Raw genomic sequence first — 12,839 nt, forward strand, 5'->3', positions numbered from 1 at the left:
ACCTATCGACGATGGACGGCGGCTCAGTCTTCTCCTTCGCCCACAGCCGTATTCCCCGTCAGCGTCTGTATCAGAGATTCGGTCTTTTGCTCCAGGAGCGTCAACAGCCGCGTCTCCAGTTGGCGCACCATAGCAATAAACAGAATCAGGATAATCATGTATACCAACGCAAGAAGAGTAGTATTAAAGGCGATACTCAGGTTCTTCGCGAACTCATTCAGAGCACCCTGCAGTACATCAAGGCTCGATGATGCGTCGGGAAAATGAAGGAGTCCCAGGGACAATCCGATTACGGTACCCAGGAATCCGATGACGGGTATGACAGTACGGATGCTAGTGACCACCGAGAGGGAGCGTTCCAGTCGTTCCGCATCTCGCCGGGAGAGTTCGCGGGCCAATCCAAATAGATCACTATGGCTACCCGCAGCGGAGAGGATGGTGGTCAAACGCTCAACGGCGATCCACTGATCAGGAGCCACTAGCTTATCAGCAATATACTTTTTTGGATTCTCCGCAAGGTCAGGCGGAAAGCTGACTTCTTTCTGCAGCGACCGATGTTCCCAGGACAGGACATGAAGACGTTTTGCCATCAGGATCAACGCAAAAAAGAACAGAAAAGTGTTGGGGCCTTGGATGTACCATGCGCGGAGAAAGAAATCCTCGGCAATTCTTGCATCTACCGAAAATATGGAAAGAGACCCAAAAACCACGAGTGTCGCCGCAAGGGCATACAGCGGGATAAGAAATCGCTCAACACTATGAGACATTTTACCTCCTTCCTGGTAAAAGACTGCCAGGAAACCAAACCATGTAGGGATATTAATTAAACTGTGTATACCGGAATGGCACTGAGTTAAGCCTTACGGCTCGATAAATCATGGCTTTAGCGCGACAAGGCCTATCAGAATTCAGCGCTGCTTTCTCGGGTGCCCATATTCTCGTACTTCTTCTCCTGCGATCTGCCTCGGTTTGGTGAGCAATGGGAATGGGGGAAAGGGGTCCGGCTCAGTTAACGCTAAGAGGCTGTCTAAAAAAGGACCGTAGGCCGTAGGCTGGGTTGCGGCCAGGGATGGCCAAAACCCAGCAATAACCAACGCTGGGGTTCGTTCCTCACCCCAGCCTACCGATTTAAAATCAATAGGTTAGTTTTTAGACAGCCTCTAAAGGACGAGCGAGAAATCGTCTATCACGTAAATCACCCGCATCCCTACCGCACGCTTGCATCTTCATCAGGAAACCGGTGCAGCTCGGGTTCCGGTAACCACTCCTGATTCAGGACCTCGTTCGCGTCCCAAGGGCAGATGTCCGGAAAATCGGAAAGGCCGGTTTCTTCGGCCGCTTGCGCCGTGGCGTCGTCCCACACGCCTGCCCACCAGTCGGACTCGGCGAGCTTGGGACGCAGACTTGGCGTTTCCTTCAACCGGCGAGCGATACCGCGACGCTGGTTGCGGATGGTGATTTGCCAGCTTGCGCCTCGGCGTCCCGGTTGCTGCTGCCACTTGAGGAGGTGCGCCAGCAATCGCGCCATGCGACTGATCAGCTCCCGCTGTTCGCTTTTGCCCACGTCTTCGATCTCCTCGGCCAAATGTTCTCTATCCAACCGGTCGAGCTGCCCCGCGCGCAATAGGCTTGCTTGCTCCGCGGCCCAGGCGATCACGTCGTCTTCGTAACGTACGGCGTTTGTCATATCAGAAAAGTGGTTTCTAAGATTCAAGTATGGCCGAGACAGTGCCGCCAAACTCGGCATTATAGGGGTTGATTATCCGCGTCCGGTCTTTCTCGAACCCGTGTTGCATGTCCTCGGTCAGGAGGCGGGTTGCCTTGGCGCCATTGATCGTTGCGAACAGTAGGCCATCCCAAAATGAGAAGGTGCCTGTACCTACCCAGTCCATCGCCAGCTGCAGGTGGCGACCTTCCGCTGCTACTACCGGAAACAAGATCGACCAGTCGTTGACGATGCCCATTGCCTCGACGGCAGGGACATGCCCTTTGCGGGTAACCACGTGGAAGAACTCAGCCAACACCTGAAGGGAAAGAACACAGTCTCGCTCCGCAAGCGCGTCGAGAAGTTCGACGGCAATCCTGTGTTTTTCACCGGTATCGCAGTCGATGGCATAAACGAGGATATTGGTGTCTAGAGACCAGCGTTCGGCGGCCATTGATTTCGCTCGTGGATCTCGTCGCGGGCGACACGGATACCACCCAAGCGGTAGCCCTTGGTTAAACGGGTGCGCAGACGCTCACGAGCCGCGGCCTTTTCCGGGGTCAGCTCGGGCCGTTCGCTGATTCCAGCTAGCTTGGCTATCGGGGCTCCGCGTCGTGTGATTACGACTTCGTCACCCTGTTCGACGTGCGCGAGATAGCGCGAAAGGTGTTGATTCGCTTCTCGAACCGATATTTGTAGCTGCATTGAGGTCACCTGATGTAGGAGGTCCTACAAATACGATAAGAATAGCGATAACTCCCAATCCATGAAAGTCTGGTACCCCACGGCAAAGCGAGCCTCACCCCTATTCCGGGAACCACTCCTGATTCAGAACCTCACTCGCGTCCCAAGAGTAGGTCTCCGGGAAATCGGAGCAGCCCGTCTCTCCATATGACCAGCCTCCGCCTGTTCGCCCCGGCTACCGTACCTGTTCACCCATCCGCGGCTTGGTATCTCGCCGACCTGGGCAAATTTCGGGGCATGCAGACCTTGTATACCCGCCAGTCGCCCCAGCGATTAGAGGCGCTGCGGGCGCATGCCCTGATCGAGAGCGCGGTCTCGTCCAACCGCATCGAAGGGGTGTCGGTGGCGCCGGGGCGGCTGCGCGAGCTATGGGCAGCACCCAGGCCCCTTGTTCCGTGATCGGGACGAGGAGGAGATCCGCGGTTATCTGATGCCTTGACCTGGATTCACGAGGAAGCGGAGAGGATTCCGCTGGATGAGATCACGGTCATGCGCCTGCACACAATAGCCCGTGGAGAGATTTGGGATGCCGGGCACTACAAGAAGAAGGACGCCGACATCCTCGAACGCTATCCGGACGGACGGGAGCGGGTGCGTTTTCGGACGGTGCCGGCAGCAGAGACCCCCGAGCACATGGCATTGCTCCTGGCGGACTGGCAGCGCTGTCTCGACGAGGCCTGGGTGCATCCCTTGATCGCGCTGGCTGCTTTCAACCTGGATTTTCTGTGCATCCACCCCTTCCGCGATGGCAATGGACGGGTGTCGCGCCTGCTATGGTTGCTACAGAGCTACCGGCTTGGATATGACGTGGGCCGCTTCGTGAGCCTGGAGCGGTTGGTGGAGCAGAACCAGGAACGCTATTACGAGACCCTGGAGCAGAGCTCTCAGGGTTGGCACGAGGGCGAAAACGATTAAGCTCCCAGATCCATACTGCCGGATCTCCATCAACGTCTTCCTCGATGTTCGTGTCAAGAAGGATTCGGGGATAGCAGGGACAGACCCTGGGGTATCCCCACAAAGTAGCTTTGGGCTTGAACCAACGCATTTGCGGCCATCGCCACTTCCTCTTTGTTGAAATTCTTAACGTATGGTGCTTGTCATCGCTGTTTTCCCGACATCAGCTCTTCACTATGGCCACTACGTACTATAGCCCCAAAGCTTGGACAGCGAAAAGACCACCGGCGCGGCTTCGTTGGGCCTTCCCTTGGAAAATGGGTAGTGCCTTACATTATTTGAGGCAATTGACATGCTTCGTGAAGCACCGGCGATGACAGTTCGCCGGAATCTGGATGAGTTGCTCAACGAGATCCGGTATCGAGGCGATTCGGTCGTCATCACCAAGAGCGGAAAGCCGGTAGCCGCGCTTATCGATTTAGTTTAGCAGAAGGTGCTGTCGGCGCTGTTTCGCCGCCAACTCATCCAGCTTCTTGGCCGGGATGGTCTGCCCGTTGAGCGCCGCGTCCTTGGCATTGCGTCCATAGGTCACCGCCATGAGGGTCGAGTAGTAGACTACTATTCCATTTCATCCAATTTTGCTGGCTGTCATTTGTCATCTCGACCGCAGGGAGAGAGCTTAGCGAAGCGAGAAATCCTTGTTCCGACGAAGGAGGGATCTTGTTACTGAGTGGTTGTCTGATCGCCGATTTGTTGGGCACGCCGCCATCCAATGCCATTAAGTTAAGCCTCAAAGCCCCTCTCTCGGCGGGAGAGGGGTTGGGGAGAGGGCGAACGAAAACAGGGATCAACCAATCACAAACGGCGCCGGTGACGCTTAACTTAATGGCATTGCGCCGCCATCCCTGGCGGCTTTGCCCAACCTACGAACTTCGCCCCTCCCCCACTGGCAAAAGGAATACAGCGCGTGGCGTGCCCAACCCCCTGCCAGTGGCGATGTTTCCATTTAAACCTTAACCACTACCCACCGTCGATTATCCTGGCAGCGTCCGGACCAGCCCCATGACCGGACAAGGATGACGGGGTCTGGTCGGGGCCAGGGGTTTTTGGCGTGCGGCAGGGACATGGAGATCATCGCCGAACCACCGGTCGAGAAACGATTGTTAGTTTTGGGAGACGCTGCTTGAGATCCGCACGCTGCTTTCGCGTCACTTTCGTTCCCATGAGGTTGAGTGATTGCAGATTAGAGCAGGTGCCCAAGGCGTTCACGTTAATCACTTGCGTAAACTGGAGGTCGAGCGATTGCAGATTAGAGCAGGTGCCCAAGGCGCTCAGGTCGCGTACTTGGCTCCACCAGAGGTTGAGCGATTGCAGCTTGGAGCAGGCGCCCAGGGGGCTCAGGTCGCTTACCTGCGTTCCGCTAAGGCTGAGCGATTGCAGATTAGAGCAGGCGCTCAGGGGGCTCAGGTCGCTCACTTGCGTTTCCCTGAGATCGAGTGATTGCAGATTGGAGCAGGCGCCCAAGGCACTCAGATCGCTCACTTGCGTCCACTGGAGGTTGAGCGATTGCAGCTTAGAGCAGGCGCCCAAGGGGCTCAGGTCGCTCACCTGCGTTTTCCTGAGGTCGAGCGATTGGAGGTCAACGCAGGTTCCCAGCATACTGATATCTGAAAGGCTAGGCACAGACGATAAGTCGATCTCAGTCATTCGCGCAAATGTGGCTTTGACATAGGCATTGGGATCGTGAGTATCCTCGTATGAGGCGACAATCTGCTCCCGCACGCCGGCGCGCTCATCGTCGAGATAGCGGCCAAGGGCATCGTAGGCCAGCTCCGTACCGATCAGGGCCAGGGTTCGAACGCTGGCGGCGGCTTGATCGACCGTCATCGGGCGGGGATGGATCAGATAGGGCACGGCCAGGTCGCCGGCGGCCGCCAATTCCCTGGCGTCCTTCAGATTCCGTGGCGGCAGAATCCGTTCGATCCGCTCCCCGACCTGCTGCTCGATCCTGGAGGCCGCATCCGGGGTGGCGACCAGGACCTCGAGACCGGCCACCGCCACCAGATAGAGCGCGTGCCGGCCTTTTGGCTCGCGATCGCCGCGGGCGAGCAATCCCTGGAGCAGGGATTCGGCGCGCTTCGGCGGCAGCAGGCCCGTAGCCAGAATGACGACCTCCCGCCACTGGACGTCCTGTGCATGCTGCACCAGCAGGTCCAGGTCGTCTTCTTCGATCGCCCCCTTGGCGGCCAGGTATTCCTGGAAGGTACGGTGGGGAAAGTCGATCTTTTGGTGGGCCAGCTCGCGGATGATGCCGATCCGGTGCAGGAAGAGCTGCATGACGGCTTCACCCCTTGCCGGTGGCTTGTCGCCGCGCAGCCGTTGGTAGGCCCGTTCGAATCGGTTGACGGCCTCCTCCGGCGTCGCCGTGGTCTTCCCGTTGCGGATCATCCACCAGGCGAAGTCCTGGAGCAGGCTCTCCTTTTGCCGATCCGAAAGGACCAGGTAATCGGTCGCAGCGACCTCCCGCTCTTCGTCGCGCCGGAAGAACATGTCGATGCAGGAGCGGTAGAGCTGGATGCGGTCGGAGGGGAGATTCTTGACCCGCTGCCGATGCAGCGCGCACAGCAGGGCGCACAACAGGGGACTGGTCGCCAGGCGATGGATGGCGGCATTCTTGCCGAGCTTGGCCTTCAGGGAATCGGTCAGCGCCAGGACCCTGGCCTTCTCTTCTTCGTCGGGCATGCCCTGGGCCACCGCCTGATGCCAATGCGCGATGAAGGCGTGGATGTCGCTCCGGGTCATGTCCTGGAGCTCGGCGTCGACGAATTTATCGGCGTCGAGCCAGCCCTCCTCGGCGGCATGTGGGCGGGATGTGACCAGATAGCGGGCCTTCGGAAACACGCCGATCAGATCGCGCAGCCAGGCACGGACCTCTTTTCGCTGGCTTGCGGACGCCTCATCGAGCCCGTCGACCAGGACCAGCGCCTTGCCGGAATTGAGTCTGTCGTGGACCCAATTGGCTGGGGTGCAACCGCCGAGGGCGCGGGATGCCTGTTGTGGAAACTCCTCGGGCCTGGGGAGCCGGGTCTCGGAGAAGTGGCGCAGCTTGATCAGGAAGGGTACGCACTCGTTGTAGGGCGCCAAGCCGCCGTCCAGGCGCCGTGCGGCGGCGAAGACCGCGAACCATTGCAGCAGGGTCGTCTTGCCCGAGCCGGCCGGGCCGCGGATGAACAGCCGCCGGTGCGCGGCAAGGGCCTGATCGGCCGGGACCGAGTCGCGGATCTGCTCGGAGCCGGACCCGGAGCGAAAATGGGGGCGCTCGACCATGAGGGTGACGTAGGCGATGCTGAGGTTGTAGCGCTTGTTGGTCTCTTGCAGGTCGACGCCGAAGAGCTCGAGCTGGTCGTATCTGCGCACGCAGGCGTTGCGGTAATCGGCCTCGAAGGCGTCCGCTTGGTCGACGACGACGCGGTTGATGCCCTCGACGACCTGCTGCGCCATGTTGCCGGTGCGTTGGAGTAGCTCGACGTTCACGCGTTCCTCGAAGCGCGGGAAGTGCGAGGCCATATCGACGATGAGCTGGGAGGCATGGGAGAGGATGCGGCGGTAGATCCGCTGTTCGGCCGCCGCGAAGAGGTGGTTGTCCGGGCTGCGTCCGGCCAGTGCCGGGCTGCCGCCATCGGCGCCGGTGCGACTCAGGAAATACTCGACGAGATCGCCGTCGTCGAGGTCGTGCGCGACCAGTATCTTGGCATCGATGGGGGTATGCGCCAGGGTCTCGGCAGCCGCGTTGGCGATCAGGCCCAAGCGCTCCTCCGTGATGCCGCGGGCTTCCTGGAGCAGGACCTTGTGGATGCTGTCGCCCGCGAGATCGCGGATCTTCTGGTCGAACAGGGTCTCGGTGTCGTTCCGTCTGAGCAGATCGGGGATCTTCTTGAGCAGCAGCCCGCTCAGCGCTCCGGCGCCCGCTCCGACTGTGGCAGCGGCGATCTCCTGGTCCTTGAGCCACAGCTTGAGGGTCGCTTTGGCGACGGCGGTACCGATGCCTGTAATCAGGGTTTCGAGGAGGCTCATGGCGGTGCTGGCGGGTCCTGGGCGAGAATTCCGGGGACAGGATACTTGATCGTCGGGCATTAAGAGGCTGTCTAAATAATGTAGGTTGGGCCAAGCCGCCGGGGATGGCGGCGTGCCCAACACAATTGGGCACGGATGCGGCCAAGGTGGTGTATCTTTTATACACCCTTTTAAAATCAATGTATTAGTTTTTAGGGTAATGGCTAATGATAAGTGATAACATGACCAGCGGTACTGGCTACTATGTCCCCTCTCCCGCCGGGAGAGGGGTTGGGGAGAGGGGATCAAAAAGATGAATCGCGCTACTTTTTCACTTATAGTACAAGATAGCTTGCTCCACTCCAGCTGGAGCTGCAGCGGGTTAAACGCTGCGTCAGTCGTCGACAATGCTCACCGCGTACCAGCTCTTATATTTTGTCATGGCGACTACACATCAAAGTTGGCTGGGGCGCCTGTATGTGAGACTCACACTTGGCCCCATGAGCCATTAGGTTTACCACTACCGAAAAAAGATCAGGACTCTTTTCCCGGAGCCCTATCCCGATAGGCAAAGGAGCGGAGCATGGGAACTCACGAGGCGTGGAAATACTGTTTGACTCGGAGAGCCTTCACGCGGGCGGTCCTCGTCGGCGCCCTGAGTCCGGCGCTCCTCGCGGGCGGTGAGAACAGCCCGAACAGCCGTCGGCCTGACAAGTCGGCCACCGTCGGTGGCAAGGAGAAGGGACTCGGCATCCCCGGTCCATTCCCCGGTCGAGTCGTCGAGGTGTACCACCCCGGTTCGGTCGTCAACCAACGCGTGCAGAGGGAGCCGGTGCGCAAGATGGTCGATCGGGGTATGCGCGAGCTCGCCGGAGTGCCCGATGCGACCGACGCCTGGAGGCTCTTCTTCGAGCCGGGCGATGTGGTCGGTGTCAAGGTGAACCCGGTCGGTGCGCCGCGGGCGATCTCCAGCCACGAGCTAGTCCACGAGGTCGTCGCGGGGCTGAAGAGCGCGGGCGTCAAGCCCGCGGACATCATCGTCTTCGACCGCTACCGCCGGCAGTTCCGCCGCGCCGGCTACGTCAAGAACCTGCCCGACGGTGTGCGCTGGGACGCCGCGGTGGACGACTACGATACCGTACAGCTCGCTATCGAGGGGTACGACCCCGACGTCTACCGCGAGATGGATCTGGTCTCGGTGGGGCATCACGATCCGAAGGACGATCGGACGCGACGCTCGCACCTTTGCCTCGTCGTCTCCCGCAAGGTCAACAAGATCGTCAACCTCCCGGTCGTCAAGGACCACGCCTCCGCAGGGGTGACGCTGGCCCTGAAGAACATGTCGCACGGCTTCGTCAACAACGTCGCCCGCAGCCACGCGACGCCGACCACCAACGCCTGCAACACGTTCATCCCGGCCATCTGCTCGATGCCCGAGATCCGCTCCAAGGTGGTTCTGCACATCCTCGACGGAACCAAGGCGGTGTTCGAGGGCGGACCCGGTGCGGCGATGAACGCGACCTGGAGCCACAAGACGCTCTACTTTGCCACGGACCCCGTCGCTCTCGACCGCATCGGCTGGGATGTGGTCGATGCGAAGCGCGTCGAGAAGGAGATGCCCGTCGTGGCCCAGACCCACTTTCGCCAGCCGACCGACAAGGATGGCTACCGGATCCACAGCTACCGCCAACCCCAGCACATCGAGCTCGCCTCCGCCCTCGGCCTAGGGGTCTTCGACCGGGAGGTCATCGAGCACCGGCGCATCGCGCTGAAAGGCTGATGAAACCGGAGCGCCTCGACTCCCCGGCGCGGTGGGCAAACGCACCAGATTCGGACTTGCTCCCACGCTGGGCGTGGGGACAGAAAAATCAATAAAATTAATGTATTATTCTTAGATAGCCTCTAAGCGTCAATCACACAGCGAAGTAACCGGCCCAGGAACAATAAGGTTGATACCTATGAATACATCTGAAATTAAAAAAATGAGCACTATTGAGTGTCTCCAAACTATGGAGGCTATATGGGATACCCTTCTTTATGATGAGATCGAGGTTGAGTCTCCTGAATGGCATCGGGATGTTCTTGAGGAAAGAATGGGGCATTGTTGCGTGCCCGAGAGGTCATGGAGTTGCTGGTAGCCACGTCTGTACCGGAGAATGCACCATGAACACCCACTTGCATGCCAATGCGACGACGACTCCGAAAACCCGCCAGTACATTCAGGCGTCCCACCAGTCCGTCACCCAGCTCGCCGATGAGTTGGGCGTGAGTGAGGATACCATCCGCCGCTGGAAGCACCGGGACGGTGTTGCCGATGGCTCGCACACGCCGCACCGCCTGACCCCGACCCAGGCAGCCGTGGTCGTGGAACTGCGCAAGACGCTGCTACTGCCGCTCGATGACCGGCTGGTGGTGACTTGGGAGTTCATCCACCCCGAAGTTTCGCGCTCCAGCCTCGACCGCTGTCTGCGCCGCCATGGCGTCTCCAACCTCAAGGCCCTGCTGCCGCAGGAGGAAGGCGCCCAGACGCCCCCCTACAAAACCTTCAAAGATTACCCGCCCGGCTTTGTGCATGTCGATGTCAAGTACCGGCCCCAAATGCCGGACCAAGACCAACGCACCTACCTGTTCGCGGCCATTTGACCGCGCCCCCCGCTGGGGCTACGTGGAGATCCTTAAGGACAAGTCAGCAACCGCCGCCAGCGGCTTCTTGAAACGCTTGATCGCGAAGGCACCCTTCACCATCAACACCGTCCTCACCGACAACGGCAAGGAATTTACCAAGGAATTTACCGACCGCTTCTGCGCCACCGGCGAGCGCCACCAACCGGCGCCCAGGTCTTCGATCAGGTCTGTGCCGACAACCGCATCGAGCATCGCCTGATCAAACCCACAACCCCGCGCACCAACGGCATGATCGAACGCTTCAATGGCCGCATCGCCGACGTGCTGCGCACCAACCGCTTCGACTCTGCCGCCTCCCTGAAGGCAACCCTCAGACACTTCGTCTACCTGTATAATCACCATATCCCGCAGCAAAACTTGCACTACAAAACGCCTCTCCAGACGCTCCAGCAATGGTGCCCACAGCAACCCCAACTTTTTAAAGAAAATCCTCGTAATCATCCGGGACCTGACATTTGCCTAACAGCGATTCAAAGCGGTGGAAACCCAACCGGTCAACCCCTTAATTCCTGGTAGACGGCATAGGTCTTTCGGAACACGATCCGCTCATCGAACTCCTCCAGCACCTTCTTGCGCCCGGCGGCACCGAACCGCCGGCACACATCCGAGGTGTTGAGCAGATACTCGATCCTGTCGCTCAATGCCGTCGCATCCCCGACGGGAACCAGAAATCCGTTGACCCCGTCGTCCACCACCTCCCGGCACCCAGGCGCATCCGTGGTGATAATAGGCAACCCCATGGCCGCCGCCTCGATCAGACCCTTGGGGGCACCCTCCCGGTAGCTCGGTAGTACAACCAGATCCACGGTGTGCATCAAGCGCGCCATGTCCTCCACATGTCCGAGTACCTTGACCACTCCCGCCTCGTCCCACTGGGCGATGTCCGCTTCCGGCACCGCGGCAGGGTTGCCCGGGTCCGATACGCCCGCCAATAGGAACTCCACTCCCCTCACCCTCGAACCCAGTCGCTCGGCGGCAACGATATATTCTCGGATACCCTTCTCCCACAACAGGCGCGAAGCGAGAAGAACCCGGAAAGGTCCGTCCCGCTCCCGCTCGAACGGGGTAAAATGGAGGGTATCAACGCCGGAGCTCCTGATGAGGCGGATCCGTTCGGCCCCGACCAAGCCGAGTGCGGTAAAAAGACGCACATCATCCGGATTCTGCAAGATCAACCGGCTTCCGGAACCGCCGAGCGCGAACCTGAGGAGCGATTTCACCAGCGGTCTGAGCAGCCTCGCCTGTGGGGAATCGCTGATGAATACATGACCGAGCCCGGTGACCGCATTGATGCGCCGACTGATCCCAAGCCACCGGGCCACGAGCGAGCTGTACACTACACATTTTATGGTGAAGTTGTGGATCACATCCGGCTTTTCCGTTCGGAAGACCTCCGAAATCTGCCTCAGCAGTGTCAGTTCGCTGATCAGGTTCAGGCTACGCCGGTCCATCGGCAGCGGAAACCAACGAAAACCTGCCGCTTCGATACGGGGGCCATAGGCTCCGTACGGCGACATCATCACGACTTCCGTCCCTCGCTCACGCAGGAAGCGCGCAAGTCCGAGCCGAAAGTTATAGAGATACCAGTCCGTGTTGGCAAAAAACAGGACCTTCATTTGCTCGGTTCTCAATATCGGCCGTGCTATTGCAACAGAATGTTCCGGTACGGCAGCCAATACTCGGCATGGGTCGCATAATTCAACCAGACAAAGAGCACTGCGGCGTATCCCATGACGACACCGAGGCGCAGGAACGGTGGCGGAAACCGATCGCCCAGCAGCACCGGCAAGCGTGCAAAGACCGCGACCTGCAAAGGTGTGAAATAGAGGGAAACCCGGTCCACCGCGGTGGTTGCGAAATCGACGAAGACAACACTGATCAGCGCGGCAATGGATAGCCAAAACCAAACTTGGTAGGCAGGAAACAGCTGCTTCCACCGCTTCGCGTACAAGAGTAGCAACAGGCTCGGTACCAGGTTCATCAGGACCCTGATCCTCGCCCCCTGCGATTCCATTTTCTGGTCCACATAATATAGCTTCCAGAGATCTTCCTGGTGTTCTTCCAGAAAAAGGTCCCACAGGCCGTAAGCCGCCGTCGCTACCGCGATGACACGCCAGAACCAACTTTTCCGTTGAGTAGTAAAGATACCCAGCGGCACAAGCAGCACCGCGCTCTTATGAAAGGTCGTACCTAGGGCCACCCAAAGGATATACCGCAGGAAGTGACCACGCTCTATATCAGCCAGGGCGAGAAGGAAGAAGCCGAGGGCAACGCTCTGCCTGGTATAGCCCATGGCCATAACGATGATCAGATAGGGCACCGCTACCGCAAAACCCAGCCAAGGTGCGGGCAACTGTCGACAGTATGCGAACAGCCCCAGGATGAAGATCGCCCCGCAGACGGTATTGACCCCATAGATCTGCCAGTCCCATATACCCATGAGCCGGTTGAGCCATCTGTATCCGGGATCCGACTCGAAGAGCACGTCCGTAGGCGCTTCGATGAGGTTGTAATAGAGCCGGTTGAGCAATCTGTACCCGGGATCCGAAGCGAGGACCTGGTCCACAGGCGCTTCGATGAGGCTGTCGTAGCGTATGAGGTAGCTGTCCCAGTCCCCACCGACTTGCTCGCGGAAACCGATTGCGAGGATGAACAGCAGGCCAACGGCAATCCAGGGCAGAGAGAACATGTTAGGCCGTCTCACCCCAACGAACGCCGGGATCGCGGGGAGCGCGTAGAGAAACCAGTAAGCAAGCAT

The 12,839-nt window shown here is 59.2% G+C and carries 12 protein-coding genes and 1 pseudogene; 6 read left to right on the plus strand and 7 right to left on the minus strand.

Translation table 11 applies throughout. The annotated features are described in order from the left end of the window. Positions 1-23 precede the first annotated feature (23 nt). From E1958_RS14415 to E1958_RS14435, 4 genes are all read right to left on the minus strand, one after another. Entirely contained in the window at positions 24-767 is a 744-nt protein-coding gene (locus E1958_RS14415; RefSeq protein WP_133512483.1) for a MotA/TolQ/ExbB proton channel family protein, read from the minus strand. Between the two features lie 440 nt (positions 768-1,207). After that, positions 1,208-1,687: a DUF29 domain-containing protein gene (locus tag E1958_RS14425; protein WP_133512485.1), complete on the minus strand. Its 480-nt coding sequence runs from the start codon at positions 1,685-1,687 to the stop codon at positions 1,208-1,210. A gap of 16 nt (positions 1,688-1,703) precedes the next feature. Next, a complete protein-coding gene (locus tag E1958_RS14430; protein ID WP_133512486.1) occupies positions 1,704-2,159 on the minus strand; it encodes a PIN domain-containing protein in 456 nt (151 codons plus the stop codon). Continuing rightward, complete coding sequence (locus E1958_RS14435; protein WP_133512487.1) at positions 2,135-2,410, minus strand: type II toxin-antitoxin system Phd/YefM family antitoxin; 276 nt, start codon at positions 2,408-2,410, stop codon at positions 2,135-2,137. The genes E1958_RS14430 and E1958_RS14435 overlap by 25 nt, the downstream gene beginning before the upstream one ends. A gap of 186 nt (positions 2,411-2,596) precedes the next feature. On the opposite strand from E1958_RS14435, the gene E1958_RS20950 reads away from it, so the two are divergent. From E1958_RS20950 to E1958_RS14445, 3 genes are all read left to right on the plus strand, one after another. Continuing rightward, on the plus strand, positions 2,597-2,848 hold the full coding sequence (locus E1958_RS20950; protein ID WP_207787768.1) for a hypothetical protein: 252 nt from the start codon (positions 2,597-2,599) through the stop codon (positions 2,846-2,848). Between the two features lie 36 nt (positions 2,849-2,884). Beyond that, positions 2,885-3,364, plus strand: a complete 480-nt coding sequence (locus tag E1958_RS20955) for a Fic family protein (RefSeq protein WP_207787769.1) — start codon at positions 2,885-2,887, stop codon at positions 3,362-3,364. 331 nt (positions 3,365-3,695) lie between these two features. Continuing rightward, positions 3,696-3,830 (plus strand): type II toxin-antitoxin system prevent-host-death family antitoxin, encoded by a 135-nt coding sequence (locus tag E1958_RS14445; protein ID WP_133512488.1) that lies wholly within the window; start codon positions 3,696-3,698, stop codon positions 3,828-3,830. A 644-nt stretch (positions 3,831-4,474) separates the two neighbouring features. Here E1958_RS14445 and E1958_RS14450 read toward each other — a convergent pair. Continuing rightward, complete coding sequence (locus tag E1958_RS14450) at positions 4,475-7,417, minus strand: NACHT N-terminal Helical domain 1-containing protein (RefSeq protein WP_166664664.1); 2,943 nt, start codon at positions 7,415-7,417, stop codon at positions 4,475-4,477. Positions 7,418-7,979: 562 nt separating this feature from the next. On the opposite strand from E1958_RS14450, the gene E1958_RS14455 reads away from it, so the two are divergent. The 3 genes and pseudogenes from E1958_RS14455 to E1958_RS14465 all read left to right on the plus strand — a co-directional run bounded on the left by E1958_RS14455 (position 7,980) and on the right by E1958_RS14465 (position 10,597). Beyond that, positions 7,980-9,176 (plus strand): DUF362 domain-containing protein, encoded by a 1,197-nt coding sequence (locus tag E1958_RS14455; protein WP_133512490.1) that lies wholly within the window; start codon positions 7,980-7,982, stop codon positions 9,174-9,176. A 202-nt stretch (positions 9,177-9,378) separates the two neighbouring features. Next, entirely contained in the window at positions 9,379-9,534 is a 156-nt protein-coding gene (locus E1958_RS22090) for an addiction module protein (protein ID WP_424945088.1), read from the plus strand. Between the two features lie 25 nt (positions 9,535-9,559). Continuing rightward, positions 9,560-10,597, plus strand: a pseudogene (locus E1958_RS14465) (IS481 family transposase). On the opposite strand, the gene E1958_RS14470 reads toward E1958_RS14465, so the two are convergent. Then, complete coding sequence (locus E1958_RS14470; protein ID WP_133512492.1) at positions 10,576-11,697, minus strand: glycosyltransferase family 4 protein; 1,122 nt, start codon at positions 11,695-11,697, stop codon at positions 10,576-10,578. The pseudogene E1958_RS14465 and the gene E1958_RS14470 overlap by 22 nt on opposite strands. Positions 11,698-11,723: 26 nt before the next feature. Further along, positions 11,724-12,839 (minus strand): EpsG family protein, encoded by a 1,116-nt coding sequence (locus tag E1958_RS14475; protein WP_133512493.1) that lies wholly within the window; start codon positions 12,837-12,839, stop codon positions 11,724-11,726.

The organism is Candidatus Thiosymbion oneisti, assembly GCF_004359955.1.
Taxonomy (GTDB): domain Bacteria; phylum Pseudomonadota; class Gammaproteobacteria; order Chromatiales; family Chromatiaceae; genus Thiosymbion; species Thiosymbion oneisti.

Bases quoted from the DNA above. Each gene is read 5' to 3' on its own strand.
- E1958_RS14475 (WP_133512493.1), bottom strand. From the start codon at position 12,839: ATGCTTGCTTACTGGTTTCTCTACGCGCTCCCCGCGATCCCGGCGTTC.
- E1958_RS14470 (WP_133512492.1), bottom strand. From the start codon at position 11,697: ATGAAGGTCCTGTTTTTTGCCAACACGGACTGGTATCTCTATAACTTT.
- E1958_RS14435 (WP_133512487.1), bottom strand. From the start codon at position 2,410: ATGCAGCTACAAATATCGGTTCGAGAAGCGAATCAACACCTTTCGCGC.
- E1958_RS22090 (WP_424945088.1), top strand. From the start codon at position 9,379: ATGAGCACTATTGAGTGTCTCCAAACTATGGAGGCTATATGGGATACC.
- E1958_RS14415 (WP_133512483.1), bottom strand. From the start codon at position 767: ATGTCTCATAGTGTTGAGCGATTTCTTATCCCGCTGTATGCCCTTGCG.
- E1958_RS14425 (WP_133512485.1), bottom strand. From the start codon at position 1,687: ATGACAAACGCCGTACGTTACGAAGACGACGTGATCGCCTGGGCCGCG.
- E1958_RS14450 (WP_166664664.1), bottom strand. From the start codon at position 7,417: ATGAGCCTCCTCGAAACCCTGATTACAGGCATCGGTACCGCCGTCGCC.
- E1958_RS14455 (WP_133512490.1), top strand. From the start codon at position 7,980: ATGGGAACTCACGAGGCGTGGAAATACTGTTTGACTCGGAGAGCCTTC.
- E1958_RS14445 (WP_133512488.1), top strand. From the start codon at position 3,696: ATGCTTCGTGAAGCACCGGCGATGACAGTTCGCCGGAATCTGGATGAG.
- E1958_RS20950 (WP_207787768.1), top strand. From the start codon at position 2,597: ATGACCAGCCTCCGCCTGTTCGCCCCGGCTACCGTACCTGTTCACCCA.
- E1958_RS14430 (WP_133512486.1), bottom strand. From the start codon at position 2,159: ATGGCCGCCGAACGCTGGTCTCTAGACACCAATATCCTCGTTTATGCC.